Source organism: Streptomyces sp. NPDC055103, from assembly GCF_053607625.1.
In genome coordinates this window covers 22,302-48,962 of the sequence record NZ_JBSGTX010000010.1, presented here as the reverse complement: position 1 = coordinate 48,962, position 26,661 = coordinate 22,302, and the positions used below count along the sequence as shown (strand labels likewise).

Below are 26,661 nucleotides of genomic sequence, written 5' to 3'. Positions count from 1 at the left end.
TTCGAGGCGGCCAGGGTGCGTTGGGGTCCAGTGTCCGGCAGCAGCGCGGGCATGGCGGGGCGCCGAGTCCAGACGGAGGAATGTAAGGATCCTAATAGCTTTGCGCTTATTACGTGAGAGGGCAAGGGGTCGACAGGGAGTGGGAGTTCACGAGCGGTCGTACCCTTCGTCCTCTCCGTCCTTCGCCCCCGCCGGCAGCGTCGGCGGGGCGTACGTCTTCAGGGCCTCCCCGCCCGGATCGGGCCGGACGGCCCCGAGCAGCGGGTTCGCCGCGACGGGGGAGACCTTCACCTTCCCGCCGGGCCGCGGCGCCTGCACCACCAGGCCCTCGCCGAGATAGAGCGCCACATGGGTGGCGCCGGGGAAGTAGACCACCAGGTCGCCCGGGCGGAGCTCGGCCAGCGACACCCGCGGCAGCGTCGCCCACTGCTCCTGGCTCGTCCGCGGGATCTCCCGCCCCGCCGCCGCCCACGCCCGCTGGGTCAGCCCCGAGCAGTCGTACGAATCCGGGCCCTCGGCCCCCCACACGTACGGCTTGCCGATCTGCCCCACCGCGAAGCGCAGGGCCTCCGCGCCGGCTCCGGACGGGGTGCGGAGGCCGTCCAGGACGCCGGAGTCGAGGAGTTCGCGCTGGGCACCCGCGGTCTGGACGCGCTCCAGCTCGGTGAGCCGGGTGACCTGCTCGGGCGAGAGGGACGCGAGCAGTTTCTCGACCTCGCGCAGCTTCGCCGTCACCTCGTCACGCCGCTCGCGCTGCCCGGCGGCGAGGGACTGCTGCCGGTCGAGGGCCTTGCGGGACGCGCCCGCGAGCGCGTCGGCCTTCCGCTCGGCCCCTTCGAGCCGCGAGACGGTGCCGGCCCGGTCGCGGGCGGCGCGGGCCAGCAGTCGCCCCTGGTCCAGGGCCGACTGGGGGTCCTGCGCGAAGAGCACCTGGAGGTACGAGGAGAACTCGTTCCGGCCTTGGTACTGCTCCCTGGCGAGCCGCCCGGCCTCGGCCCGGCCCCGGGCGAGATCGGTCCGGGCGGCGCTGAGCCGCGCGGTGACCTTCTTGGTGTCGGCGGCCTGGAGCTTGAGCGCCTCCTCGGCTGCGTTGAACCGCTCGGTGGCCTCCTCGGCCTGCTGGTAGAGCGTCCGCAGCCGGGCGAGGAGCCCGGCGACGGAGTCGCCTCCGGGCGGCGGCATGGCGGCGGCGTCGTCGGCGGGGGTGACGGAGGGGTCGGGGAGGGCGGAGGAGGCAGAGGGATCGACTGGATCTGCTGGATCCGCTGGATCCACGGGATCCGTTCCGGCGGTCGGCTCCACTGGGCCCACTGGGCCCACCGGATCCACCGGATCCACCGGATCCACCGGATCCACCGGATCCACCGGATCCACCGGATCCACTCGGCCCGCCACCGGATCCGCCCCGGCCTCCGGATCCACCGGGCCGACCGGTTCGGCCGCCGGGTCCGCCCAGGCGATCGGGGCCTCCGCCGCCGGGTCCACGGGCGGGTCCGTCGGCCCCGCGCCCGCGGCCGGGACCACCCCCGTGAGGGCCGTCGCCGCGGCCAGCGCCCCCGTGCAGACCGTACGCAGCAGCCTTCGCGACACGTCACCACCTCCAGGGGGATGATGACGCGTCACTTCATCCGATTACCGTACGAATCGGTGCACGCTCGGCGTGGTCACTCGTTCGGCCCAGCGCCCTCTGGCCGCGCCCCGCCGCCCGCCCCGCCGCTCGTCCCGTCGCCCGCCCCGCCGCCCGGCTTGGACCACGGCCACTTCAGCTCGCGCCGCTCGCGGCCCTCGGGGGCGTACGCGTAGACCCAACCGCGCTGGAGCCCGAGCCGTTTCGTGTACCCCGCGGGCTCACGCCGGTACGTGTGCAGCATCGGCGGGCGTCCGTCATGGGCCGGGACCGGCACCTCGTACCACTTCGGCGGGTGGCCGGTCGGACCGACCAGGATCGGGAGGACCCGGCCGTCGAGGGGGCCGCCGCGGAAGGGCGTGTTCTCGCTTCTCACCCCTCCAGTCTCTCCCGGCTTCCCGGTTCACAGCAGGTGGGCCGCCTCGCCCACCACCGGGATCACCTTGCGGGCGAGCGCCGCCACCGGCCCGTCGGCCGTCTCCTGCGCGAGGAGACGGCCGACGACCGCCGCCGTCTCCTCGTCGCTCGCCGTGGTCGCCGCGAGGAGGGCGACGAGGTGGTCGACCAGCCACTCCCGCAGTTCGCGCACCGGGGGCCGCTTCTCCTCGTCGAGCCAGATGAGCGAGGCGGCCTCCACGGCCGCGATCCACGTCCGCACCAGCATGGAGAGCCGGGGACCCGGCCGCGCGACCCCGAGATGGACGAGGATCTGCTCGGCGGCGGCCCGCCGCACCTCGTCCACGATCGCCGTGGTCCGGGACGTCTCGGCGACGCTGCCGCCCCGCAGCAGGGCGCTGAACCCGGCGTCGTGCTCGTCGACGAAGGTCAGATAGCGGTCGAGGACCCGGCCGAGCCGTTCGGTGGGTGCCCCGACCGGCGGTTCGGTGAAGCAGCGGTTCAGGGCGTCGGCAGAGGAACGCAGGGCGGCCTCGTACAGCTGCTGCTTGCCGCCGGGGAAGTAGCGGTAGACGAGGGGCCGCGAGACGCCCGCCGCCTCGGCGACGTCGTCGAGCGAGACGTCCTCGGGCGTCCGGTGGGCGAAGAGCCCCAGGGCGGCGTCGAGGAGCTGCCCGCGCCGCTCTTCGACACTGAGCCTGCGGTACGCGGGTGTGGCGGCGCTCGTCATGCCCCGCAGCGTAGCCGGGCACCCGCCGGGCCGCCCCGCCCGTCGTGGGCGCCCGGCGGCGGGGCGGGGCGCGGTGGGCGCCCGGGGCGCGTCAGGCCAGGAGGCCCGAGGACTTCCACAGGCGGCGGCCCGCACCCCGCAGCACCCCGATGTCGTCGAGGAAGTCCGTCAGCCGCTTGGCGCCGGACTGCATGACCTCGCGGCGGTGCCCGCTCGCCCTCACCTGCGCGACGGCCTCCCGCCGGTCCAGGCCCACGGCGTCGTACACCCCGGGGTTCACGAAACAGGTGGAGAAGACGCGGGCCGCCTCGCCGCAGCTCAGGCGGGTGAACTCCTGCTCCCAGCGCGGAGCGGTCGCCATCTGGCGGCGCAGCTCCTCGCGGGCGTACCGGACGTGCCTGGCCTCCTCGACGACATGGATCCGGGTCACCCCGCGGACGAGCGTCTGCACCCGCTCGTCCGGGAAGGTCAGCCGCTGCATCCAGTCGAGGATCTCCTCGCCGAGCAGTGTGGAGGCGAAGGATCCGGGGGTCGTGGAGACGGTCTTCAGGACGCGCGCGAGGTTGTGGTAGAGCCGGGGGACCGGGTACGCGGGCGTGCCGCCCCGCTGGATCAGCCGGGCGAACATCATCGAGTGCCGGCACTCGTCGGCGATCTCGGTGAGCGCGTACCGGACGTGATGGCTGGTCAGGGACTTGTCGTAGATGTGCCGGACGAGCAGCTGCATCAGGATGATCTCGAACCAGACGCCGAGCGAGGCGAGCGAGGCCGCCTCGTGGCGGGAGAGCGCGATCCGCTGCTCCTCGGACATCCGCCGCCACAGCGGGGTGTCGTAGAGGGAGAGGAGCTCGGGCGGCCAGAACCACTTGCCGTCCTCGAAGGGGGCGTCCCAGTCGAGCTCGGTGTCCGGGTCGTAGGAATGCCTGCGGGAGGACTCCAGAAGCCGCTCGGCGACCTGCTCACGGTCGCGCAGCGGCCCCAGTGCGTCCCGGAGGAGGCTGAAGTCGGGCTCGGTGAAGGGGGTCATGGTGGGGGCACCTCGCTGTGCTCGCCGTCGCGTTACCAGGGGTCACCCTTATGAGACTGCCCGTCAGTAGCGCCGTCAATCCCCTGCGCGCGACTTGTTGACGACCCGTCTACCGCCGTGTGAACTGACCGGTGGAATCACCCGAAGGAATCGCAGGATCGAAGGCATCGCACCGCGGGAACGGCCATCCGACCCCCGAAGGAGACGTCAGTGTCGACGCGCGACCTCTACACCACGGCCCCGCCCACCCTCACCTGGCAGGTGCCCGCCACCGGCGCCGCCCGCTTCTCCTGGGAGTACGAGGAGGGCCGCGAACGCCTCCTCGCCCTCTACCAGAAGGGCAAGGACAAGCAGTGGGACGGCGCCACCCGCATCGACTGGGACATCGACGTCGACCCGTACGACCCCCTCGGCACCCCCGACGAGGTGCTCAACCTCTACGGCACGCGCCACTGGGCGAAGATGACCGAGAAGGACAAGGGCGACCTGCGCCGGCACTACGCCTCCTGGCAGTTCAGCCAGTTCCTCCACGGCGAGCAGGGCGCCATGATCTGCGCCGCCCGGATCGTCGAGTCCGTGCCCGACCTCGACGCCAAGTTCTACTCGGCCACCCAGACCATGGACGAGGCCCGGCACGCCGAGATCTACGGCCGCTTCCTCCACGAGAAGATCGGGATGCTCTACCCGATCAACGACAGCCTCAAGGGCGGCCTGCTCGACGACACCCTGAGCGACTCCCGCTGGGACATGCCCTACCTCGGCATGCAGGTCCTCATCGAAGGACTCGCCCTCGCCGCCTTCGGCATGATCCGCGACACCACCGACAAGCCGCTGCCCAAGCAGATCCTCGCGTACGTGATGCAGGACGAGGCCCGGCACGTGGCCTTCGGGCGGATGGCCCTGCGCGACTACTACGGCCAGCTGTCGGACGCGGAGCTCCGCGAGCGCGAGGAGTTCGTCATCGAGGGCTGCTATCTGATGCGGGACCGGCTGCGCGGCGTCGAGGTCCTGGAGAACTTCGGCATCCCGCGCAAGGAGGCGGAGGAGCTCAGCGAGCAGAGCGAGTTCCTGCACCTCTTCCGCAAGCTCCTCTTCAGCCGGATCGTCCCCTGTGTGAAGGACATCGGCCTCTGGGGCGAGCGTCTCCAGAAGGCCTATCTGGACATGGGCGTCTTCGACCTCGGCGACTCCAGCCTGGACCTGCTCATGACCCAGGACGAGGAGATCGCGGAGCGGCTCGACGCGGAGCGCTTCGCGGCGGAGGAGCGGGCGCGGAAGGCGGAGGTGGCGGACGCGATCGCGGACGGGGCGGCGGCGGAGAGCGGGGCGTAGCGGGACGCGGCGACTGCGCAGGAGCCGGACCACCCTGCGGGGCAGCACCACCCGGCACCACCCGGCCAGCCCTCGCGGAGGCACCACCCGGCACCACCCGGCCCGCCCTCGCGGGGCACCACCCGGCACCCCCGCCGGACAGCCGCCGCCCTACCCCCGCGCCCCCGCCTCCAGCCGTAGCGCCTCCGTCATCACCGCCCGTGCGATCGGCGCCGCGCTGCCGCCCCCGCTGATGTCCGTACGGGACGCCTCGGCGTCCTCGACGACGACCGCCACCGCGACCGCCGGCCGGGCCGTGTCCTCCGCCTGGGCCCAGGCGATGAACCAGGCGTACGGCGTGCCCGTGTTGCCGAAGCCGTGCTGCGCGGTGCCGGTCTTGCCGCCGACCAGGGCCCCCGGGATCGCCGCGTTGGTCCCCGTCCCCTCCTCGACCGCCTTCACCATCAGCCGCTGGAGCTGGAGCGCCGTCGAGGGGTTCATCGCCTGCCGGTAGCTGCGGCGGCCCGTGCGGTCCACCGTCGTCCCGCCGGACGTCGTGGTGCGGTCGACGAGGTACGGCTGGGCGATCTCCCCGTTGTTGGCCACGGCCGCCGCGACCATCGCCATCTGGAGCGGGGTCGCGGTCGTGTCGAACTGCCCGATCGACGAGAGCGCCAGCTGGTCCGGGCTCATCTCCCGGTCGAAGTTGGACTTCGCGACCCAGGACGGCACCCGGAGGCCCGTGTCGTTGAAGCCGAACCGTTCCACCGCGTCGACCATCCCGGTGAGCCCGACCTCCACCCCCAGCCCGGCCATCACCGTGTTGCACGACCACTGGATCGCGTACGCGAGGGACGCGTCCGCGCACCCCCGCGCCTCGTTGGGCAGCACCTGCCGGGTGCCCGGGAGGACGAACGGATCCGGGGTGTCGGTCGGCGCGTCCACGTCCCGCACCACCCCCGCGTCCAGCGCCGCCGCCGCCGTCACGATCTTGAACGTGGAGCCCGGCGGGTACGTCTGGCGCAGCGCCCGGTTCAGCATCGGCTGGTTCGGGGAGGTGTTCAGCCGCTTCCACTCCGTCTTCACCCCCTTGCCCGTGCCCGAGAGGACCCCGGGGTCGTACGAGGGCGAGCTGACGAGCGCCAGGATCCGGCCGCTGGACGGCTCGACCGCGACGACCGCGCCCCGCTTCCCGTCGAGCCCCCGGTAGGCGGCCTCCTGCATCGGGGCGCGGATCGTCGTCAGGACGTCGCCGCCGGGCTGCCGGCCCCGGGTGAGGTCGTTCCAGAGCGGCAGCGGCGCGAGCATCGGGTCCGTCCCGCCGAGGACCGCGTCCTCGGCGTGCTCGACGAGCGTCGTGCCGTACGTCTGCGAGGCGTAGCCGGTCACCGGCGCGTACAACGGCCCCTGCCGGTAGCTCCGTTCCCAGCGCAGCTGCTGTCCGCTGTCCCGGGAGCCGGTCACCGGCTTCCCGTCGACGACGATCTCGCCGCGCGGCTCCGCGTACCGGTCGATGGCGATCCGCCGGTTGGCGGGGTTGTCGTCGAGGTCCTCGGCCTCGAAGACCATCACGCGGGCCGCGTTGACGAGCAGGGCGACGAGCAGGACGAGACAGAGGGCGGCGGCCCGCCGGATGTACCGGATCACCGGCGGTCCTCCCGAAGGCTCCGGTGCGGGCTCACTGGGCTGCGCCCTTCCGGTCGTACGGGCTCACTGGGCGTCCTCCCTGACCGGGGCGAGCGTCCCGGTGTCGGCCGAGTCCGGCTGCGGCGCGCGGGCCGAGTCGCTGACCCGGATGAGGAGCGCCACGATCACCCAGTTGGTGACCACCGACGAGCCGCCCTGCGCCAGGAACGGCATCGCCATGCCGGTGAGCGGGATCAGCCCCATCACCCCGCCGGCGATCACGAAGACCTGGAGCGCGACGATCGAGGCGAGCCCGATCGCGAGCAGCCGCCCGAAGGGGTCGCGCAGCGAGAGGCCGGCGCGGTAGCCGCGGGCGACGAGGAGCGCGTACAGCAGGAAGAGCGCGGTGAGGCCGACGAGTCCGAGCTCCTCGCCCGCCGTCGCGAGAATGAAGTCCGACTTCACGGCGAAGCCGATGAGGACGGAATGGCCGAGACCGAGCCCCGTGCCGAGCATCCCGCCGGCGGCGAAGGAGAAGAGCGACTGCGCGAGCTGCCCCGGTCCCTCGCCCGCCCGGATCGAGGCGAAGGGGTCGAGCCAGTCCTCGACCCTGCTGTGCACGTGCGGTTCGAGCGAGCCGACGAGGAAGGCCCCGGCGGAGGCCAGGAGCAGCCCGACCGCGATCCAGCCGGTCCGGCCGGTCGCCACGTACAGCATGATCACGAAGAGGCCGAAGAAGAGGAGCGAGGTCCCGAGGTCCCGCTCCAGGACGAGGACGCCGACGCTCAGCAGCCAGATCGCCACGATCGGCCCGAGCACCCGCCCCGTGGGGAACTGGATCCGCCAGATCCGGCGGCCGGTGTACGCGAGGGCGTTGCGGTTGGCGGAGAGGTACGCGGCGAAGAAGACCGCGAGCAGGATCTTCGCGAACTCGCCGGGTTGGAAGGAGAGCCCGCCGATCCTGATCCAGATCTTGGCGCCGTTCACGGCGGGGAAGAAGATCGGCAGGATCATCAGGGCGAGCGCGGCGGCGACGGAGACGTACGCGTACTGCTGGAGCGTGCGGTGGTCGCGCAGCAGCAGGACGACCACGATGAAGAGCGCGACCCCGAGCGTCGACCAGACCAGCTGCGTCGCCGCCGCCTGGTCGTGCGGCGTCTCCAGGTCGAGGCGGTAGATCAGTACGAGGCCGAGGCCGTTGAGCAGGACCGCGATCGGCAGCAGCAGCGGGTCGGCGTACGGGGCGCGGAAGCGGACCGCGAGATGGGCGACGAGTGCGAGCAGCCCGAGCCCCGCGCCGTAGCGGGCGGCGTCCGGCGGCACGGCGCCGCTGCGGGCGAGGCCGACCGCTGCGTAGCCGTAGACGGAGATGAGGACGGCGCAGACGAGGAGGGAGAGTTCCACGCCGCGGCGCTTCGGGATGCGTACCCCGGGCGGGGGAGCGTCCGTGCGCGGTGTGGTCATGGTCCGCAACGTAGCAAGCGGTATGCCCTATGTCCCTTTTGTGTGACGGTGTGCCGTGGGGTGCTGTCCGCTCCTCGTGCGTCAGTCCTCGCGTACGGGCTCGGGCTCGGGGTCGGCGAGCCGCACGTACTCCGGCAGTCGCAGCAGGGCGACGGCGCCCCCGCCGTTCCGGAACGTGAGCTCCGCGCCGATCACCTCCGCCTGCCCCACGGCGATCGTCAGACCGAGCCCGTGCCCCTTGCCCCCGCTCTCGGTACGGAACCGCTGCGGCCCCGACTCCAGCAGGTACTGCGGATAGCCCGGGCCGTGGTCCCGCACGGTCACCGTCGGCCCGTCCACCGTCACCACCACCGGAGGAGCCCCGTGCTTGTGCGCGTTGGCGATCAGATTGCCGAGGACCCGCTCAAGGCGCCGCCGGTCCGTCTCCACCGCGGCGTCCCGGACGACCCGCACCTCCGTCGGCGTGCCCGAGACGCGGACCACCCGCGCGGCGAGCGGGCCGAGCTCGTGCACCGCGAGGTCCACGGTCTCGTTGCGGGCGTCGAGCCGGGAGATCTCCAGGAGGTCCTCGGTGAGGTCGCGCATCGCCTTCACCCGGTCCTGTACGAGCTCCGACGGCCGCCCGTCCGGCAGCAGCTCGGCGGCGGCCGAGAGCCCGGTCAGCGGGGTCCGCAGCTCGTGCGCCACATCGGCGGTGAACCGCTGCTCGCTCTGCAGCTTCCGCTGGAGCGAGGAGGCCATCGTGTCGAGCGCGGCGGAGACCGTCGCCACCTCGTCCTGGGGGCGCGAAGCATCCTTGGTACGGGGGGCGTCGACGCGCGCGTCCAGGTCACCGGCGCTGATCCGGCGGGCCACCTGGGCGGTGAGGTGCAGCCGGCGCGTGACCCGGCTGACGGCGAAGGCGCCGACGAGCAGCGTCGCCCCGATCGCGAGGACGGACGAGCCGAGGATCGACCGGTCGAGCGCGTCGATCGTCTCGGCGCTCTGCGTGTAGTCGACCCGGACGGCGAGGGCGCGGCCGTCAGCCGGGCCCGCCGCCCACATCGTCGGCCGGCCCTCGTGGTCCGCGACCATCGTGCCGTGCTCGCCCCGGGCGGCGAGCTCCCGCAGCGGGGCCGGCAGCCCCGGCGGGTCGACGCCGGAGAACCGGGGGAGCGGCTCACCCGCCTCGTAGAGCCGGCTGACCTCGGTGAGCCGCGTGAGGGCCTTCTCCCGCGTGTCGTGGACGGTCTGGCCGGCCACCGAGACGTGGACGAGGACGCCGAGGAGCGCGGCGAGGGCGCAGCACATGACGGTGATGAAGACCGCGGCCTTCCAGGTGAGGGTCGCGGTCCAGGCGGGCAGCCGGGGCGCCCTCACGGGCCCGGCTCCACGGGCGGCGTGGCGGGTGCGGGCGTGGACACGGGCGCGGGCAGCGCGGGCGTGGGCGTCGGGCTCACGAGCCGCGGCGCGGGCGGCACGGGTGACGCGCCGGTGCCGGGTGGCTTCACGCGGATGATCTCGTCCCGGGTGGGCAGCATGCTGTGCTGCTGCTCGTCCCAGGACCAGGCGGTGCGGTACTCGTACCCGGGGATGCCGGCCGAGCTCACCCGCATGATCAGGTCCCGGCCGGCCAGCTCCACGCTGATGACCTGGTCGACGGTGGACATGACGCGGGTGAGCCCGCCGTTCTCGGCGAGGTAGACCCGCACCCCGACCTGCTGGTCGGGCATCCGGATCCCGACGATCAGCTCGTCCCGGCCGTTGCCGGTGAGGTCGTGGTAGTACGGCCGCAGCACGGGACACGCGGCGGGCTTCGCGGTGCACGCCCGGATCGCCCGGGAGGTCTCCTCGTACAGTCCGTCCGCGCCGGAGTACGTGTCGGGGTGCGCGCGCACCTCGGCCTGGACGACGGCGAGGGGGGCGACGCGGCGGACGTCGTTGTCCGGTGCCTTCACGCCGGGGACGCGCTGGGTGTCCGACTCGCCGTAGTCGAACGGCGGGTCGGTGGCGGGCGGCAGCTCGGGCCAGAGCCGGACGGGCCCGACGGCGGTGGGTGTGGGGCCGGCGCTCCTGAGCCCGCCCTCGCCGCCGCCGCAGCCGGTCGCGGTGGCGAGCGCGCAGAGGGCTCCGGCCACTCCCAGGGCGGCTGCGGCGTGCGGTCTCACGCGCTCCTCCTCCCGGTGCTTCTCCTCCGCGGCGGTCCGGTGTCCCGTCCACCGTCCCGTCGACCATATGCGGAGAGATATTCCCTCTGCCTCTCGGCGGGGGAGGGAGTCGTGGTGTGCGGGAATGGCGATCCTCGTCGACCCGGCCGCCCTGCTCGGGGGCGGCGGGATCGACGAGGATGTCGGACGTGCTCCGGGGAGTCGACGGCCTCACGGCCGCGTGCTTCGGGGAGTCGGCGGTTTCACGGCCGCGTGCTTCGGGGAGTCGACGGCCTCACGGCCGCGTGCTTCGGGGAGTCGACGGCCTCACGGCCGCGTGCTTCGGGGAGTCGGTGGCTTCACGGCCGCGTGCTTCGGGGGGTCGACGGCCTCACGGCCGCGTGCTTCGGGGGTTCGGCGGCTTCACGGCCGCGCGCTTCCGGGGGCCTGCGGCCTCACGGCCCTCCTCAGAACGCTCCCCGCTCCATCCGCGCCAGGGCCGCCCGGCACAAGGTCAGGAGCTTCTCGTCCTGGTGGATGTCGTGACTGCCGGAACCACCCTCGCGGGCGTTGTGCCGCCGTCTTCGGGTGAGCTCGGTGAGGATCGTGAGCTGCGCCTCCGAGGCCGCCGGGCCCATCTCCGCCAGACACTCCGCGATGTCCACGCGCGCGTGCCGGTTCTCCTCCCAGGCCGCGAGCAGCACCGGAAGCGCCTGGTCGGCGCGGCCGGAGACCCGCCACAGGGCCGTCGCGCTGCGGACCCGTACCCACAGGTCCCGCGAGGCGAGACCGGGCCGCAGAGCGGTCGCCGAAGCGGCCGCCGCCGGGCCGATCGCCCCCAGGGACAGCGCCGCGCAGCACCAGTCCGGGGCCGAGGAGCCCGGCCGCAGCCACCGTTCGAGCGCCGGCAGCACGTCCCCCCTGTCCCCCTCGGCGGCCCACAGGGCCCGCGCCGCCATCGTGGACACCGAGGCCGACTCCACGGCCAGCAGCCCGCGCAGTTCCGGTACGGCCTCACGGGCGGCAGGGCCGAAGGCCGCCAGGGTCCGCAGGGCCGACTCCCGCACCCAGTCGCGCCGGTGCTCCGGCGCGCCGCGCAGCACCCGCAGCACCTCGGGGAGCGCCTGGGCGCCCCGTACCGCCGCGAGGGCGTACAACAACGGCGCCGCCCGGTCGTACAGCCCCTCGTCGAGCTCGACCTCGGAAAGCCGGCGCCGCAGCAGCGGAGCGAGGCCCGCCGCGGCCGGCCCGAGGCCGTCCATGGCGTACAGCAGCTCGCGCCGCACCTCGGGCTCCTCCAGGGCGCGGGCGAGCAGCGGGACCGCGCGCGTGTCCCCGGCGCGGGCCAGCGCGAGGAGCGCCCCGTCCCGCCCGGACCGTCCACCGAGCCCACCGGAGCCGTCCCGCAGGGCACCCGGCCAGCCGCGCCCGCCGGCCTCAGCCGTCAGCCGGACGGCCAGCGCGTCCGTGGCGGGTCCGCCCAGCTCGAAGAGCCGCTCAAGGAACGAGGTGGCGGCCTCCCGGAGCCGCGGATCCGCGTCGTGGAGCTGTGCGCCGACGAGCCGGACGACCTCCTCGTACCGCCCGCGCCACACCCGGATCAACCCGCCGCACAGCCACATCGCATCCGACCGCTGCCACCGGTCGGGACTGCGCAGCTGCGCGAGGATCAGCGCGATCCGGTCGTCGACACGGTCGTCGAGCGCGGCGTGCAGGGTCCGGAGCAGCTCCTCGGTCCAGGGGGCGGGCCGCCCGGCCCCCTGCTCCTCCAGGATCTCCCGGACCTGCCCGATGAGCGTGGGAGCGCCGGGCAGCCGGCCGTCGACCCCGGACCCGCCGTCGCCACCAGGCCCACCCTCCACACCAGGCCCGTCCTCGACACCCGACCTGCCATCGACACCGGGCCGGCCGTCGGCACCGGGCGCACCGTCGCCGCCGGCCGCCTGCGCGGCGGTCCGGATCTCCTCCAGGAGTTCCGTCACCCACCGCACGATGTCGTCCGGGATCTCAGCCGGCGCGCAGCGCGCCAGCTGGGTGAGGGCCGCGAGCCGGAGCCCGGGATCCTGCGCGGCGCGCGCGAGCCAGTCGAGCCACTCGACGGTCTCGGAGCGCAGCGACGCGTGCCGCAGGGCGATCCGCCCGACCGCGGCCACCAGGGCGAGCCGCACCTCGGTGTCCCGCTCGACGGTGAGCCGCTCCCGCAGCAGGGTCAGGACGCGCGCGGGCTCGGGGTGCAGCGAGGCGAGCGCGCAGGGCGCGGCGAGCCGCACCTCGGGGTCGGGATCCCCGACGAGCCCGAGGAACACGTCGGCCCCGGCGGCGATGGCGGCGGCGGCCATCGCATAGTTGGCCGCCGGTATGAACTCCTCGTCGTCCGGGTCGAATTCGTCCAGTTCCTCGTCGTCGTCGAGCTCGATCCCGCCGATGCTGGTGAGCAACTCGACGATGCCGCCCCGGTCCTGGACGGCGGGGTCGGCGACGAGCTCCAGGAGGAAGGGGATGCAGGCGAGGGTCGAGTCGTAGACGTCGCCCTGGTGGTGCACCGCGCCGTACATGCCGTCGAGGGCGGTCTCCCGCTCCGAGGGATCGGCGGAGGCGAGTCCGCGGAGCAGCGCCGGCACGTCGTCCGCGGGGCCGTAGGCGTGCCCCAACGAGGCCCAGTCGACCTCCTCGATCCCCGTCAGCATTGCCAGGCCGCCTTCCCCGTGAGCGCTGTACCAGTGAGCAAGTGTGCACCACAGGACGGACAACAACGCCGTACCGACGCCACCAGCCCTGCGTGGGCCCCTGGTTGCGCTCTGTTTGCGCCATGTGCGGTGCGGAGCAGGGCGGTTGCGCTGAGTTGCCGCCCCGACGCCCCCTCGTCCGCCCTCCCTCACCCCTCCGACCGGACACGGACGAACGCCGCCGTCTCGTGCCGCCCGGCGACCTGACGCAGCTCGACGGGAACGGGCGGTTCCACCCATCGCACCAGCCCGTGCTCCGGGTCCTCGGCGAGGGCGCCGACGCGGTCGGCCACCAGCTCCCCGACCTGGCGGGACTGCGCGGGGGTGAGCCGGGGCGAGGTCGTGACGGTACGGCCGTCGGGGAGCCGTACGAGCAGGTCCCGGGGCCGGTCGGCCGGGCCGATCACACCGAGCAGCATCCCGTCCCGGGTATCGGCGTGCCGGATCTTGCGCCAGGCCCAGGTGTGCCCGGCCCGGTAGGCCGAGCTCAGCGACTTCGCGACGATCCCCTCGACGCCGGCGTCCCGCAGGTCGCGGAACCACTCCCGGGCGGTCTCCTCGTCCAGGGTGGCGAGGACGCGCTGGAGGGGCGGTTCCGCCTCCCGCAGGGCCGCCCCGAGCAGCTCCCACCGGTCGCGGAGGGGCAGCCCCCGCACGTCGCGCCCCGGTACGGCGAGGAGGTCGAAGGCGATGTACGAGACGGGCACCCCCGCCCGTACCCGGTCGCCGTGCGAGCGGAGCAGGTCGGTGAAGCTGAGCCGCCCGTCCCGGTAGGCGCACAGCTCGCCGTCGAGCACGATCCCGGGCGGCAGCTGCTCGCGCAGGTGGGCGGCGATCTCGGGGAACTCGGGGGCGAGGTCCCGGCGCGAGCGGGACTGGAGGACGACCTTCCCGTCGTCGAGGACGAAGGCGAGGGCGCGGAACCCGTCGAGCTTGAGGGAGTACTGGAGCTCCCGCGGCGGCTCCGCCTGGGCGGGGATCTCGTCGGCGGACCGGGGCCGCATGACGTCGACGGGCGGGGGCAGGGCCACGGCCCCACCGCGCGGGCCGCCGGCGCGACCCCGATTCACGGCGGGCCCCCGCTCACGACGCGCCCCCGCGCGGGGCGGGTCGCCCTCCGCGCAGTGCCGATCGTCCCCCGCGCGGGGCGGGTCGCCCACCGCACAAGGCGAACCGTCCCCGCCTTCACGGCAGGCTCCCGGCGTGCTCGGGCGCGAAAAGGGGCGCCAACAGCTCTCCGTACCGCTCCAGACGTGGCGCGATGTCGTCCATCGACAGAACGAGCTCCTCCGGATCCGCGCCGGGCTCGGCGCAGCCCGCCACCTCCTCCCAGGTGACGGGTGCCGAGACGGTGGGCCGGGCCCGGGCGCGCAGGGTGTAGGGGGTGGCGGTGGTCTTGGCGGCGGCGTTCTGGCTGTGGTCGACGAAGACCTTGCCGGGCCGCAGGGCGCGGGCCATCCGGTGCACGACGAGACCGGGCAGCGCGGCCTCCGCCTCGACGGCGAGCTCCTTCGCGTACGCCGAGACCCGCTCGGAGGGCGTCGGCACCACCGGTACGAGCACATGCAGCCCCTTGGACCCGGAGGTCTTGGCGAAGGCCTCCAGGCCGTCGGCGGCGAGCCGCTCGCGCAGGTGGAGGGCGACCCGGCAGCACTCGACGACCGTCGCGGGCGCCCCGGGGTCGAGGTCGAACACGAGCCGGTCGGCGATGGCGGGGGAGGAGGCCCGCCACTGGGGGGTGTGGAACTCGACGACGAGGTTCGCGGCCCACATCAGGGAGGCGAGGTCCTGGATCACGACCTGCCGCGCCCGGGGGTCGTCGGAGCGGGGCACGGGGGCGGTGCTCACCCAGGAGGGTGTGCCGGGCGGCGGATTCTTGGTGAAGAAGAGCTGCCCGTCCGGACCGTCCGGATAGCGCAGGAAGGAGACGGGCCGATCGCGCAGATGCGGCAGGATCGCGGCCCCGACGGTGGCGTAGTAGTGCAGCACCTCGCCCTTGGTCGTACCGGTGAGCGGGTGGAGCACCTTGTGCAGGTTGCTGAGCGCCAGGCGCCGCCCCTCCACCTCTGTGATGGGCGTCATACGATGAGAATCCCCCGTCGACCGGACATATCTCCGATATACCTCGAAAGAGAAAAAACAGTGCGATCCATCTGGAACGGCGCCATTTCCTTCGGGCTGGTCAGCATCCCGATCAAGCTGGTGAACGCCACCGAGAGCCGGTCCGTCTCCTTCCGTCAGATCCATACGGAGGACGGCGGCCGGGTTCGCTACAAGAAGGTGTGCGAGCTCGACGGCGAGGAGGTCGCCGCGGCGGAGATCGGCAAGGCGTACGAGGAGGCCGACGGGACCATGATCCCGATCACCGACGAGGATCTGGCCGCGCTGCCGCTCCCGACGGCGAAGACGATCGAGATCGTGGCCTTCGTGCCGGCCGGGGAGATCGACCCGCTCCAGATGGAGGCGGCGTACTACCTCTCGGCGAACGGCGTACCGGCCGCGAAGCCGTACACCCTGCTCCGCGAGGCGCTCAAGCGCAGCGACAAGGTGGCGGTGGCGAAGTTCGCGCTGCGGGGGCGGGAGCGGCTCGGCATGCTCCGCGTCGTGGACGACGTGATCGCGATGCACGGGCTGCTCTGGCCGGACGAGATCAGGGCGCCGGAGGGCGTGGCCCCCGAGACGCCGGTGACGGTACGGGAGGCGGAACTCGACCTGGCGGACGCCCTGATGGCGACCCTCGGCGAGGTCGACCTCACCACGCTCCACGACGACTACCGCACCGCCGTGGAGGAGATGATCGCGGCCAAGGCGGAGGGCGGCGAGGCGGTGGCGCCTCCGGTGCCTGGCGAGGAGGGCGGCGGCGGCCAGGTCATCGACCTGATGGCGGCGCTGGAGAACAGCGTGCGGGCGGCGAAGGAGGCGCGGGGGGAGACCGCGGAGGTGACGGAACTCGCGTCGCGGCCGAGGGCGGCGAAGAAGGCCCAGCCGAAGCCGACGGCGACGTCGAAGGCGACGACCGCGAAGAAGGCCGCAGCGAAGAAGTCCGCAGCGAAGACATCGGCGAAGACGCCGGCGAAGAAGCCGCCACGCAAACGCACGGCCTGAACAACGCGAAGCCCCCGCAGAGGCCCCCGGACCACGGTCCGGGGGCCTCTGCGCTGCCCCTCCCTCACCCCCCACACCGAGCCCAAGTCACCGCACACCGGACAGAAGTGACCGACCTTCGGACAACAGCTGGTCAAATTCTTGTTGCAGACCTGTCAAACAGTCGACTTCGCTGGCACGCTCGCACCCGCATCACACCCGCCACCCCCCCCACACGATCCCCACGTGCTTCAGCGAAGGAGCCCGCGTGATCCGCCAGCAGTCCTCGCACCGTCGTACCGTCGTCTCGACCGCCCTCATCGCCTCGGCGGCCATGCTCGTCGTAGGAGTCCAGACCGGCTCCGCCAGCGCCGACGCCCAGCGGGAGGCCGGCGCCACCGCGCTCGTCCTCACCGGTCCGCAGCGCGCCGCCGCCGTCCAGGAGGCGCAGGCAGGGGCCGCCGCCACCGCCAAGGCCATCGGCCTCTCGGGCCAGGAGAAGCTGGTCGTCCGCGACGTGGTCAAGGACGCCGACGGCACGGTCCACACGCGCTACGAGCGCACGTACGAAGGCCTGCCGGTCCTCGGTGGCGACCTGGTCGTCCACCAGAAGAAGGACGGCTCGCGCGCGACGACGAAGGCGACCGGCGCCCGCATATCGGTCCCGACGACCGAGGCCAAGGCCCCCGCGGCGACGGCGAAGAGCACGGCCCGCAAGGTGATCTGGGCGGCCACGGGCAAGCCGACGCTGGCCTGGGAGACGACCGTCACGGGCACGCAGCACGACGGCACTCCGAGCGAGCGCCACGTGATCACCGACGCCGCCACGGGCAAGGAGCTCTACTCCTTCGAGGCGATCGAGACGGGCACCGGCAACACCCAGTACAGCGGCCAGGTCACGCTCGGCACGTCGCCCTCGTACACCCTCACGGACGCCACGCGCGGCGGCCACAAGACGTACGACCTCAACGGCGGCACCAGCGGCACCGGTTCGCTCTTCACCAACAGCACGGACACCTGGGGCAACGGCCTCGCGACGAACCGCGAGACCGCCGCCGCGGACGCGCACTACGGCGCGGCCGTCACCTGGGACTTCTACAAGAACGAGCTGGGCCGCAACGGCATCCGGGGCGACGGCGTCGCCGCGTACTCGCGCGTCCACTACGGCAACGCGTACGTCAACGCCTTCTGGTCGGACTCCTGCTTCTGCATGACGTACGGAGACGGCGCGGGCAACCTCAAGCCACTCACCTCCCTCGACGTCGCGGGCCACGAGATGACCCACGGCCTCACCGCCGCCACCGCGGGCCTCCGCTACAGCAGGGAGTCGGGCGGCCTCAACGAAGCCACCTCCGACATCCTGGGCACCGCGGTCGAGTTCTACGCCGGCAGCACCGCCGACGCGGGCGACTACCTCATCGGCGAGAAGATCGACATCCGCGGCAACGGCACGCCGCTCCGCTACATGGACAAGCCCAGCAAGGACGGCAACTCCGCCGACTACTGGTCCAGCTCGGTCGGCCGCCTCGACGTCCACTACTCCTCGGGCCCGGCGAACCACTTCTTCTACCTGCTCTCCGAGGGCAGCGGCACGAAGACGATCAACGGCGTGGTCCACTCCTCGCCGACCTACGACGGCTCCACCCTCGCGGGCATCGGCCGCCAGAAGGCCTACAAGATCTGGTACAAGGCCCTCTCCACCTACATGACCTCCTCCACCAACTACGCGGGCGCCCGCGTAGCCACCCTCTCGGCAGCCACGGACCTCTACGGCGCCGGCAGCCCGGAGTACACGGCGGTCGCCAACACCTGGACCGCGATCAACGTGAAGTAACCCCGCACGCCACCAGGGGGTCGTTCGGCACCGCACCACCGCCGAACGGCCCCCTCGGCATTCCGGACGGCGGACGTCGCAGCGGTCACGCCGAGTCGCAGCCGATGCCGTCGCCGTCGCGGTCGAGCCGGTGGGGGTCGCTCGGGCCGACCCAGACCGGGCCGGAGAGGTCCGAACAGTCCACGTCCGGGACGCCCGCCGCAGGGCCGGGAGACAGACCCGGGGGTCGGCGGTCCGGCTCCGGGAGCGTCGGGGGCTCCGAGGGCTTCGGTGTCTGCGGAGGAGCGGTCGCCACGGCAGCGCAGGCCGACCAGAGGCCCGCGTCCGCCTGCTGGGCCGCGCCCTGTGCACCGGAAATCCTGGACCAGTAATTGTCGTTGGGCTGGTACAGCACGCTCTTGGCGTGACCGCTTCGCACCAGAGCCTCGTTGACGAAGACGCCGTCGTCGTTCCACACATAGAGCAGGTAGCGCCTGTACCGGTCCTTGAGCTCGTCGTCACGCTCCACCCGGACCGTGCTTCCCGGGGGAAGCAGCGCCCGGGTCCGCGCGGTGGCCTCGCGGCTGAAGCAGGCGCCCTTCTCAGGTGCGTCGATCTCCAGCAGGCGGACCGTGGCCTTCACCCCGGCGGGGATGACCGTGCCGTTCCCGCGCACCTCGATGGTGTCGCCGTCGATCACCCGTGTCACCACCACGGCGTGTGGCGCGGGGGCGGGCCGCTGGGCGGGCGTACTCCGCTCCGCCGTGTCCGCGGCTGCCGGGGGTGCCCCAGGAGCAGGCTCCTTTCCCTGCCCCAGCAGTGCTCCGAGGCCCAACAGCAGAGCGAACGAGACGAGAGTCGCCAAGAACAACGGGTGTTTCGGAAAACGTGTGCGCCGAGTAGGCCGAGGGGGCCGAGACGAAGCCCAGGGCCGGCGGCGCCAGGCATCGGGATCGTGGGAAGGCGAGGGGCACATGGCGCGCCCCTCTCTGCGGGTCCCTCCAGTACACCACCATCGACCGCACGCGGCGCCGCACGCGGGTTCGCGGAGGCCGGCGGTTCGACCGACCAGCCGAGCCGGTGCCGTCCTGCGTCTTGGGACCCGGATCGCGCTCGTCACCCGTGCCGTCGCCGACGTGGACCGTGGCCGGCTCCCTGCGGTAGGGCCTCGTGCGACAGCGGGTCGAGGACTTGGGCGAAGGCCCTGGCCCCACGGGTCCCGGTGGGGAGCGTCGTCGCACGTGACCGACCCGAAGGTCGGCGGCCTCGGCCCCCGGCCTCCCGGATACGATCGACCGCATGACGAGCTCGGAGACCCCGGCGCCGCCGGCCATTCAGGAGGAGCACTTCCTCGACCTGCCCACGGGCGTCGAGACCGAGGCGGAGGACGAAGAGGTCCCCGAGATCGAGCGTCCGTGGAATCCGGAGCAGATCAGGGTCAACAGCAAACAGTTCTCCCTGCGCAACGCCCTCGACATGATCGACGACGAGTCGCTGGAGCTCGCTCCCGACTTCCAGCGCGGCCGTGTCTGGAAGCACGTGCAGAAGTCTCGTCTGATCGAATCCGTGCTCCTTCAGATTCCGCTGCCCGCGTTCTACTTCGCTGAGGACACGGACGGGTTCATGCGGGTTGTCGACGGGCTCCAGAGGCTTTCCACGATCCACGACTTCGTACGCGGCAAGGACGAGGCGGCCTTCGTCCTCAAGGGGCTCGAGTATCTGGGCGAGGCAGTGGAGGGGAAGCGGTTCGAGGATCTGCCCGCACCGTGGAAGCGACGGATCAACAACGCGCAGATCATGGCCCATGTCATCGATCCGACGACCCCGCCGGATGTCATGTACGACATCTTCAAGCGCATCAACACGGGTGGGACTCCGCTCAACGCGCAGGAGATCCGACACTGCATGAGCAAGGACCGCAGCCGGCAGATCCTCAAGATGATGACCTCTTCCGTCGAGTTCAACGCGGCCACGAACGGCTTGGGCGGGCATGTCCGCATGAACGACCGGGAGATGGCGCTGCGCTTCGCCGCCTTCTGGCTCCACGGGCCGGGGGGATACGTCACGTTCGCGGCGATGGACCCGTTCCTCCAGCGCACCACCGCGATGCTGGACGACCCGAACGAGGTGGACGACGCCAAGGCCCATCGGCTCATGTCCGATTTCCGGCGAGCCATGGAGAACGCACGCGTCGTCTTCGGGGACCAGGCGTTCCGGAAGTGGCCGAAGGGGCCCGAGGGTATGGGCAAGTACCCCATCAACCGGGCGCTCTTCGAGGCGTGGGCGATCACCCTGGTCGACTACGAAGCCGGAGACCTTGAGGAGCGGGCCGACTTCATCGTCGAGAGCGCTCGATCGCTGATGACGCGTGACTACCGCTATCTGGAGTCCATCACCTCTTCCACCGGTGATACCAAGCGCGTGATCTACCGCTTCCGCGCCACTGCCGAGGCCGCAGAGGCCAGCCGGTGATCACTTCACTGGGCATCAGCCACTTCAAGCGATTCGCCGAGGCCGAGTTCGACCTGCGCCCGCTCACCGTCCTCACCGGCCTCAACGGAACCGGCAAGAGCACGGTCATCCAGACCCTGCTCCTCGCCCGCCAGCTCGCCGACGCCCCTGGCACCCGTGTGGTGCGGCTCAACGGCCCGTACGGTCTGTCCCTCGGTGAGGCGCACGAGTTGCTGCACCCCGACGCGCCGGACTCGGTCATCGGAGTCAGGCTCGAAAGCGACGGTGACGGGGGCCGTGTTGCCGACACCGGCGACGGCAGCAGCAACGGCGGTGGCGAGCTGGTGAGTGACCTCGTCTTCGCCGTCCCTGACGAGCAGGCGCTGTACCTCGACGTCCCGCCGTACGCCGACGCGCCGCCGCCCGAGCTGGCCGGCCAGGGGGGCGCCTTCACCTACCTGTGCGCCGAACGCCTCGGACCCCGGGACCAGCTCGACGTCTCCGCGGAGCACCCCGACCTCCTCGGAGTCGGCGTGCGGGGCGAGTACACGGCCCAGGTGCTCGCCCTGCACGAGAGCAGGTCGGTACGGGCGGAGCTGCGTCACCCGGACACGGAGGCCACCCACGGGGTCACGGTCCTGCGGACGCAGGTCGAGATGTGGGCGTCCGACATCATCCGGCCCATCGAGATCAGTGCGCAGTGGCCGCCCGGCATCACGGCGAGCACGATCCGATTCCGGGAGCCGGGGCTGCTGAGCGAGGCGATCCGCCCCACCAATATGGGGTTCGGTTTCTCCTACGCACTGCCGGTCATCGTGGCAGGTCTGCTCACCCGGCCCGGCGACATGCTGATCGTGGAGAATCCCGAAGCCCATCTGCATCCTGGTGGCCAGTCCCAGCTGGGACGCTTCCTGGCGAGGGTCGCGGGGGCGGGGGCGCAGGTCATCGTGGAGACCCACAGCGACCATGTGATCAACGGGGTACGGCTCGCGGTGGCCGAGGACCGGGTCATCGACCCGGAGTCATCACTGATCCACTTCTTCGGCACGGACGCGGCCGGTTCCGTGCCCATCGAGCTCACCGGTACGGGTGAGCTGACCGACTGGCCGGAGGGCTTCTTCGACCAGATCGAGCGGGACCTGGGGAGGCTGGCACGTGCCAGGCGCAGGGGGAGGTGAGCCGGCCCGGTTCGTCGTCGACGAGTCGTCGTTCGACTTCCGGGGGCTCACCGAAGGGCAACTGACCGATGCGATGGATGAGTTCAGTGACGCTCTCGAAGGGCTGGCGGAGAGTCACGTCGTCGCCGTCTCGCCCTGGTGGTTCGACGCGGAGTGCGCGGACGGGCGTGACCTCCATGACGTCCTGTACGAGGGCGAGACACCGAAGGCGGGGCGGGACGCGCGGCTGCGGATGGCGAGGATGATGGACCGTTGCCCGTCCTGGGACCCGGATCTTCCGGGCCTGCCCGACGAGGTGGCGGTCGCCGAGGAAGCGTCATCACTGGCCCTGTCGGTTGCGTACGCCTGGTGGCACGCGGGACGTGGCCACCGCGCCGGGTGCCTCGTCTTCCCTGTGTCCGGCCGGCGCGGCTGGCACCCGGTCTCGGTCTCGGCCTTGGCGCCGGACGGGGGGACGGTGGAGCATGTCGAGCGGGACGTGTATTTCCTCGCTGGACCGCCTGGCCTTCCGGAGTTCTGGCGTTCGCTGTTCGCCCGCGAGAACGTGGGTGAGCATGAGTTCTTCGACAGAGCGAAGGAGGCCTTTCCGGGGCTGGTCTTCGCGGATTCGCTCACCTTCCGGAAGTTCGACGGCGGTTACGCGCAACTACGGGACTGGGTCGTTCACGTCCTGACCGTGGTGAACGACCATTTCGCGGATGCCATGACCAAGCACTCGGGAGTGGCGGCGGACGTCAAGGCGGAACTCGGCCACCACAGACTCAACCTTTCTCCGGAGAGCCCCAACACGCGTTCCAAGCCGAGTGTCATGAAGCAGCGGGACGTCGTACATGAGAAGCGGGAATATCGCTGTGAGTGGCACGCCAAGAAGGAGGCGCACCGCAACCGCGTCCACTTCAGCCTGCCCGATCAGCGTCTGGACGATCGCATTTTGATCGGGATCTTCGTGGATCACCTGGACACGTAGTGACGTCAGCCCCGTTGGCGAGTCCCGCCGCGGTGAGCGACTTCTCGGTAGGTGCCGGACGGTGTTGCACCGTCCGGCACCGCCCGGTCAGAGGTCAATCGGCGATACGCCCGTTCACTCTCCTGCCCGTACGAGCACCGCGCCAGGTGCGCTGTCGGTGACTTCCCTTACGCTGCGCCTTCGCTACGACGACTCAAAAGGGAGGGGACAAGGGTGGGCGGTAACGCGTGGACTCAGACGGTCCCGTATCAGCGTGATCTGGCAGCCGCGTTCCGGCAGGCCAGGGAAGAGGAGCTCGCGCGGGACGACCACGGCTTCGAAGGGCGATCCATCGAGGAGCTGTGGCGGGACCCTGCATGGCACGAGTACATCTTCACCGGTGGCACGGCCACCGTGCTGGACTTCCCCCGCATGATCGACGCCACGGACACGGACGACGGTCCGTTCATGCGTCCGCTGACCGATGACGAGGTGCGCGCCTGGTCTACCGCCGGCCAGCCCACCTACGAGGAATGGGACGAGGCTCTCGACGCAGGGCGGTTGGACTTCCCCGATCGCGCCCAGGGCAACTGCACCGTTCTCTATCGCGATGGCGAGCCCGCTCAGATCGGCTACTGGGGAGTCACTGCCGACTAGGGAGGCACCCCGCACGAGGCCCCTGGCACCCGTCCCGGGGCCTGCGCGTTGCTGCGTCCTCACCCGGGCTCCGCCCTGCGGCCCAGGCCGTGAATAGGTCGCAACTCCTGTCATACGGCCGCTTTGCCCGGCAACCGCCTGCACATACAACAAGACCCCGCGCTCAGCGTTTCCGCTGATCACGGGGTCTGTTTGGCACTTCCTGCGAAGTGCCCCCGGCAGGATTCGAACCTGCGCACACGGCTCCGGAGGCCGTTGCTCTATCCCCTGAGCTACGGGGGCGTGCGCCGCGTTCGGCGGCGACGGGTTGAACACTACCAGCTCGTGGGGCGTGCCTGTGAACAGGTATTTCCGGGGCGTCATCAGGCGCTGGGTCCCCCGCACGGGTCGGAAGTGGGCAAAACCCGGACGCAGCCTCTCGGGGCGTCCTACTCTCATTGGTGTGTCAGGCGTGTCCGGTCGGGTGCTCGTTGTCGACGACAACAAGGTGATCCGGCAGTTGATCAGGGTCAATCTCGAACTCGAGGGGTTCGAGGTCGTGACCGCGGCCGATGGTGCCGAGTGTCTGGATGTCGTACATCAGGTCTGTCCCGATGTCGTCACCCTGGATGTCGTCATGCCCCGCTTGGACGGGATCAAGACGGCCGAGCGGCTGCGCGCCGATCCGCGGACCAGACATCTGCCGGTGGCGATCATCAGTGCCTGCGGTGAGCACGAGGTGGCCGGTGGGAGCGGTTCCGGTGTCGACGCCTTTCTTGCCAAGCCCTTCGAGCCCTCCGAGCTCGTCCGTGTCGTGCGTCAGCTGATGCACCACGAGCGTCGGGAGCACCGGGAGGCCCCCGGGCAGGACGGGGGAGAGGAGCCGCCCGCAGCCGAAGGACGGCAGGACTCTCGGCAGGCTTCTCGGCAGGACCTCCGACCGGATCCCCGCCAGGACTCCCGGCCGGCCCTCCGACCCGACCCCCGGCAAGACACTCTCGACGAATCCCGGCGCCTCGGAAGTGCCCCCGGCGCTCTCTGAGGAGCGGACGGGTGGGATCCGGGTGCCCGCATGGCGAAACCGGTTCGCGTTCGGACCCCCCTCCTCCCCTAGGCTTGTCCCGTGACCCCCGCGGACCTCTCCCTCACCGTGCTGCACGCCGTGCGCCGTGCGGTCGACGACGGTGCGCTGCGGGTCGAGGTGCCCCCGCGGGTCAAGGTCGAGCGGGCGCGGCCCGGCGGTGTCGGGGAGTACGCCAGTAACGTCGCCCTCACGCTCGCCAGGCCCGCCGGCCGCAGCGCGCGCGAGGTCGCCGCCATCATCGAGGAGCGGCTCCGTGACGCCCCCGGACTCCGCGGTGTCGAGATCACCGGGCCCGGGTTCCTGAACTTCACCCTCCGCGGTGACGCGGGGAGCGAGCTCGTCCGGACGGTTCTCGCCGGCGGAGCCGCGTACGGGCACGGCACCGCCCTCGCCGGGACCTCCGTCCGCTTCGCCGACGTGACGGAGTCGCGGGCCGTCCTCGTGACCGAGGTCGTCGTCCGGCTGCTGCGTTCTCAGGGGGCCGATGCCGGGTTCGGTGGCTGTGAGCGGGTGTACGTACATCCCGGGGCCCATGCAGAGGAGAGGCTCGGGCGCGATGCCGCCCGGTGGGCCCTCCTGCGGCCCGCGCCCCACGACCGGCCCCTCGACGGCGCGCCCCTCCTCGCCCAGCACGAGCGCAACCCTCTCTTCCGGGTGCGGTACGCGTACTCCCGGGTGCGGCGGCTCCTCGTCAACGGCGAGCAGCTCCACATCACTCCCTCGTACGAGACGCCCGTCGACGCACCCGAACTTCTCGGTGTGCTCGGCGACCACCCCCTCGTTCTCCTCGCCGCCGCCCGCCACCGTGCCCCCGACCGGGTCGCCCGGCACCTCGAAGCCGTCGCCGACGCGCTGCTCGCGTTCCAGCACACCGTCCTGCCGCTCGGCGACGAGAAACCCTCGGCCGCCCATCGCTCCCGGCTGGCGCTCGCCGAAGCCGCCGGGACGGTGCTCGCCGGTGGCCTCTCCGTGCTCGGCATCAGCGCACCCGACCGGATCTGAAAGAGCAGAAGAACAGACATGAGCCGTTCCGCCCACCCCGCAGGCCCCCGTCACGCCGACGTCCTCACCGAGGGGCACTACTCCGCGCCGCCCGCCGACCTCAACGTCCTCGACCCGAAGGTGTGGGCCCGGACCGTCGCGAGGGACGAGCGAGGGGTCGTCACCGTCGGCGGGCTGAGCGTCGACGCGCTTGCCGAGGAGTTCGGTACGCCCGCCTACTTCCTCGACGAGACCGACTTCCGCACCCGCTGCCGCGCCTGGGCCGACGCCTTCGGCAAGGACGCCGACGTGTTCTACGCCGGGAAGGCGTTCCTCTCCCGGGCGGTCGTCCGGTGGCTCAAGGAGGAGGGGCTGAACCTCGACGTGTGTTCCGGGGGCGAGCTGACCACGGCCCTCTCCGCCGGCATGCCCGCCGAGCGCATCGCCTTCCACGGCAACAACAAGAGCGAGGACGAGATCCGTACGGCCGTCGAGGCCGGCGTCGGGCGCATCGTGCTCGACTCCTTCCAGGAGATCGTCCGGGTCGCGCACGTCGCCCAGTCGCTCGGCAAGCGGCAGCGCGTGCAGATCCGCGTCACCGTCGGCGTCGAGGCCCACACGCACGAGTTCATCGCCACCGCGCACGAGGACCAGAAGTTCGGCATCGCGCTCGCCGGTGGGCAGGCCGCCGAGGCCGTGCGCCGCGCCCTGAAGCTCGACGGGCTCGAGCTCATCGGCATCCACTCGCACATCGGGTCGCAGATCTTCGACATGGCCGGGTTCGAGGTGTCGGCGCGCCGCGTCGTGCAACTGCTCGCCGAGGTGCGGGACGAGCACGGCGTCGAGCTGCCCGAGATCGACCTCGGCGGCGGCCTCGGCATCGCGTACACCTCCGAGGACGACCCGCGCGAACCGCACGAGATCGCCAAGGCGCTCGGCGAGATCGTGACGAGGGAGTGCGAGGCCGCCGGGCTCGCCACGCCGCGCATCTCCGTCGAGCCGGGGCGCGCCATCGTCGGGCCGACCGCCTTCACGCTCTACCGGGTCGGCACCGTCAAGCCCCTCGAAGGGCTGCGGACGTACGTGAGCGTCGACGGCGGCATGTCGGACAACATCCGCACCGCCCTGTACGACGCCGAGTACAGCGTCAGCCTCGTCTCCCGGACCAGTGACGCCGAGCCGATGCTCTCCCGGGTCGTCGGCAAGCACTGCGAGAGCGGTGACATCGTCGTACGGGACGCCTTCCTGCCCGCCGACCTGGCCCCCGGCGACCTCGTCGCCGTGCCCGCCACCGGCGCGTACTGCCGCTCCATGGCCAGCAACTACAACCACGCGCTCCGGCCGCCCGTCGTCGCCGTGCGCGACGGCGAGGCCCGGGTGATCGTCCGGCGTGAGACGGAGGAAGATCTCCTGCGCCTCGACGTCGGGTGATGAAATAGTCGAGTAATAGTCGAG

The 26,661-nt window shown here is 72.0% G+C and carries 22 protein-coding genes and 1 tRNA gene; 10 read left to right on the top strand and 13 right to left on the bottom strand.

The genetic code is table 11. The features are described from left to right. Nucleotides 1-147: 147 nt before the first annotated feature. The 4 genes from ACWFR1_RS09220 to ACWFR1_RS09205 all read right to left on the bottom strand — a co-directional run bounded on the left by ACWFR1_RS09220 (nt 148) and on the right by ACWFR1_RS09205 (nt 3,780). A complete protein-coding gene (locus ACWFR1_RS09220) occupies nt 148-1,590 on the bottom strand; it encodes an NlpC/P60 family protein (protein WP_453548307.1) in 1,443 nt (480 codons plus the stop codon). A gap of 74 nt (nt 1,591-1,664) precedes the next feature. Then, on the bottom strand, nt 1,665-2,003 hold the full coding sequence (locus ACWFR1_RS09215) for a hypothetical protein (protein WP_453548305.1): 339 nt from the start codon (nt 2,001-2,003) through the stop codon (nt 1,665-1,667). A 27-nt stretch (nt 2,004-2,030) separates the two neighbouring features. Next, entirely contained in the window at nt 2,031-2,753 is a 723-nt protein-coding gene (locus ACWFR1_RS09210) for a TetR/AcrR family transcriptional regulator (protein ID WP_453548302.1), read from the bottom strand. A 91-nt stretch (nt 2,754-2,844) separates the two neighbouring features. Next, nucleotides 2,845-3,780 carry an AurF N-oxygenase family protein gene (locus tag ACWFR1_RS09205; protein WP_453548299.1) on the bottom strand — a complete coding sequence of 312 codons (936 nt, stop codon included), beginning with the start codon at nt 3,778-3,780 and terminating at the stop codon, nt 2,845-2,847. Between the two features lie 210 nt (nt 3,781-3,990). On the opposite strand from ACWFR1_RS09205, the gene ACWFR1_RS09200 reads away from it, so the two are divergent. Continuing rightward, nucleotides 3,991-5,112 carry a ferritin-like domain-containing protein gene (locus ACWFR1_RS09200; RefSeq protein ID WP_453548296.1) on the top strand — a complete coding sequence of 374 codons (1,122 nt, stop codon included), beginning with the start codon at nt 3,991-3,993 and terminating at the stop codon, nt 5,110-5,112. A gap of 150 nt (nt 5,113-5,262) precedes the next feature. Here the strand turns inward: ACWFR1_RS09200 and ACWFR1_RS09195 are convergent, their stop codons facing one another. From ACWFR1_RS09195 to ligD, 7 genes are all read right to left on the bottom strand, one after another. Beyond that, nucleotides 5,263-6,738, bottom strand: coding sequence for a penicillin-binding transpeptidase domain-containing protein (locus ACWFR1_RS09195; RefSeq protein ID WP_453548294.1), 1,476 nt, complete (start codon nt 6,736-6,738; stop codon nt 5,263-5,265). Between the two features lie 63 nt (nt 6,739-6,801). Beyond that, nucleotides 6,802-8,181, bottom strand: coding sequence for an FtsW/RodA/SpoVE family cell cycle protein (locus ACWFR1_RS09190; protein WP_453548292.1), 1,380 nt, complete (start codon nt 8,179-8,181; stop codon nt 6,802-6,804). 81 nt (nt 8,182-8,262) lie between these two features. Further along, complete coding sequence (locus tag ACWFR1_RS09185; RefSeq protein ID WP_453548290.1) at nt 8,263-9,540, bottom strand: ATP-binding protein; 1,278 nt, start codon at nt 9,538-9,540, stop codon at nt 8,263-8,265. Continuing rightward, nucleotides 9,537-10,328, bottom strand: coding sequence for a hypothetical protein (locus tag ACWFR1_RS09180; RefSeq protein WP_453548288.1), 792 nt, complete (start codon nt 10,326-10,328; stop codon nt 9,537-9,539). The genes ACWFR1_RS09185 and ACWFR1_RS09180 overlap by 4 nt, the downstream gene beginning before the upstream one ends. A gap of 446 nt (nt 10,329-10,774) precedes the next feature. Continuing rightward, a complete protein-coding gene (locus ACWFR1_RS09175; protein ID WP_453548285.1) occupies nt 10,775-12,994 on the bottom strand; it encodes a PBS lyase in 2,220 nt (739 codons plus the stop codon). Nucleotides 12,995-13,182: 188 nt separating this feature from the next. Continuing rightward, nucleotides 13,183-14,064, bottom strand: coding sequence for an ATP-dependent DNA ligase (locus ACWFR1_RS09170; RefSeq protein ID WP_453548283.1), 882 nt, complete (start codon nt 14,062-14,064; stop codon nt 13,183-13,185). Between the two features lie 154 nt (nt 14,065-14,218). Then, nucleotides 14,219-15,115 (bottom strand): non-homologous end-joining DNA ligase, encoded by an 897-nt coding sequence (gene ligD, locus ACWFR1_RS09165; RefSeq protein ID WP_453548281.1) that lies wholly within the window; start codon nt 15,113-15,115, stop codon nt 14,219-14,221. A gap of 60 nt (nt 15,116-15,175) precedes the next feature. On the opposite strand from ligD, the gene ku reads away from it, so the two are divergent. Continuing rightward, nucleotides 15,176-16,138, top strand: coding sequence for a non-homologous end joining protein Ku (gene ku / locus ACWFR1_RS09160; RefSeq protein ID WP_453548279.1), 963 nt, complete (start codon nt 15,176-15,178; stop codon nt 16,136-16,138). Between the two features lie 250 nt (nt 16,139-16,388). Then, the gene (locus tag ACWFR1_RS09155) at nt 16,389-17,951 is read left to right on the top strand and encodes a M4 family metallopeptidase (RefSeq protein ID WP_453548506.1); all 1,563 of its coding nucleotides are present in this window, start codon (nt 16,389-16,391) and stop codon (nt 17,949-17,951) included. Between the two features lie 85 nt (nt 17,952-18,036). Here the strand turns inward: ACWFR1_RS09155 and ACWFR1_RS09150 are convergent, their stop codons facing one another. Beyond that, nucleotides 18,037-18,630 carry a thermonuclease family protein gene (locus tag ACWFR1_RS09150; protein ID WP_453548277.1) on the bottom strand — a complete coding sequence of 198 codons (594 nt, stop codon included), beginning with the start codon at nt 18,628-18,630 and terminating at the stop codon, nt 18,037-18,039. 599 nt (nt 18,631-19,229) lie between these two features. On the opposite strand from ACWFR1_RS09150, the gene ACWFR1_RS09145 reads away from it, so the two are divergent. The 4 genes from ACWFR1_RS09145 to ACWFR1_RS09130 all read left to right on the top strand — a co-directional run bounded on the left by ACWFR1_RS09145 (nt 19,230) and on the right by ACWFR1_RS09130 (nt 23,162). Next, a complete protein-coding gene (locus ACWFR1_RS09145) occupies nt 19,230-20,402 on the top strand; it encodes a DUF262 domain-containing protein (RefSeq protein ID WP_453548275.1) in 1,173 nt (390 codons plus the stop codon). Further along, nucleotides 20,399-21,559, top strand: a complete 1,161-nt coding sequence (locus ACWFR1_RS09140) for a DUF3696 domain-containing protein (RefSeq protein ID WP_453548272.1) — start codon at nt 20,399-20,401, stop codon at nt 21,557-21,559. The genes ACWFR1_RS09145 and ACWFR1_RS09140 overlap by 4 nt, the downstream gene beginning before the upstream one ends. Beyond that, the gene (locus ACWFR1_RS09135) at nt 21,537-22,526 is read left to right on the top strand and encodes a hypothetical protein (RefSeq protein ID WP_453548269.1); all 990 of its coding nucleotides are present in this window, start codon (nt 21,537-21,539) and stop codon (nt 22,524-22,526) included. The genes ACWFR1_RS09140 and ACWFR1_RS09135 overlap by 23 nt, the downstream gene beginning before the upstream one ends. A gap of 213 nt (nt 22,527-22,739) precedes the next feature. After that, a complete protein-coding gene (locus ACWFR1_RS09130; RefSeq protein ID WP_453548267.1) occupies nt 22,740-23,162 on the top strand; it encodes a hypothetical protein in 423 nt (140 codons plus the stop codon). A gap of 210 nt (nt 23,163-23,372) precedes the next feature. On the opposite strand, the gene ACWFR1_RS09125 is transcribed toward ACWFR1_RS09130, so the two are convergent. Further along, nucleotides 23,373-23,444: transfer RNA gene (locus tag ACWFR1_RS09125), tRNA-Arg, on the bottom strand. A 49-nt stretch (nt 23,445-23,493) separates the two neighbouring features. Here ACWFR1_RS09125 and ACWFR1_RS09120 point away from each other — a divergent pair. The 3 genes from ACWFR1_RS09120 to lysA all read left to right on the top strand — a co-directional run bounded on the left by ACWFR1_RS09120 (nt 23,494) and on the right by lysA (nt 26,637). After that, entirely contained in the window at nt 23,494-24,183 is a 690-nt protein-coding gene (locus ACWFR1_RS09120) for a response regulator (protein ID WP_453548265.1), read from the top strand. Between the two features lie 81 nt (nt 24,184-24,264). Next, nucleotides 24,265-25,227 (top strand): ArgS-related anticodon-binding protein NrtL, encoded by a 963-nt coding sequence (gene nrtL / locus ACWFR1_RS09115; RefSeq protein WP_453548263.1) that lies wholly within the window; start codon nt 24,265-24,267, stop codon nt 25,225-25,227. A gap of 18 nt (nt 25,228-25,245) precedes the next feature. Further along, the gene (gene lysA, locus ACWFR1_RS09110; protein WP_453548261.1) at nt 25,246-26,637 is read left to right on the top strand and encodes a diaminopimelate decarboxylase; all 1,392 of its coding nucleotides are present in this window, start codon (nt 25,246-25,248) and stop codon (nt 26,635-26,637) included. The last annotated feature ends 24 nt before the right edge of the window (nt 26,638-26,661 follow it).

What these genes read in the sequence shown, in the direction of transcription:
- ligD (WP_453548281.1), bottom strand. Translation starts at nt 15,115, where the DNA reads ATGACGCCCATCACAGAGGTGGAGGGGCGGCGCCTGGCGCTCAGCAAC.
- ACWFR1_RS09175 (WP_453548285.1), bottom strand. Translation starts at nt 12,994, where the DNA reads ATGCTGACGGGGATCGAGGAGGTCGACTGGGCCTCGTTGGGGCACGCC.
- lysA (WP_453548261.1), top strand. Translation starts at nt 25,246, where the DNA reads ATGAGCCGTTCCGCCCACCCCGCAGGCCCCCGTCACGCCGACGTCCTC.
- ACWFR1_RS09205 (WP_453548299.1), bottom strand. Translation starts at nt 3,780, where the DNA reads ATGACCCCCTTCACCGAGCCCGACTTCAGCCTCCTCCGGGACGCACTG.
- ACWFR1_RS09145 (WP_453548275.1), top strand. Translation starts at nt 19,230, where the DNA reads ATGACGAGCTCGGAGACCCCGGCGCCGCCGGCCATTCAGGAGGAGCAC.
- ACWFR1_RS09190 (WP_453548292.1), bottom strand. Translation starts at nt 8,181, where the DNA reads ATGACCACACCGCGCACGGACGCTCCCCCGCCCGGGGTACGCATCCCG.
- ACWFR1_RS09210 (WP_453548302.1), bottom strand. Translation starts at nt 2,753, where the DNA reads ATGACGAGCGCCGCCACACCCGCGTACCGCAGGCTCAGTGTCGAAGAG.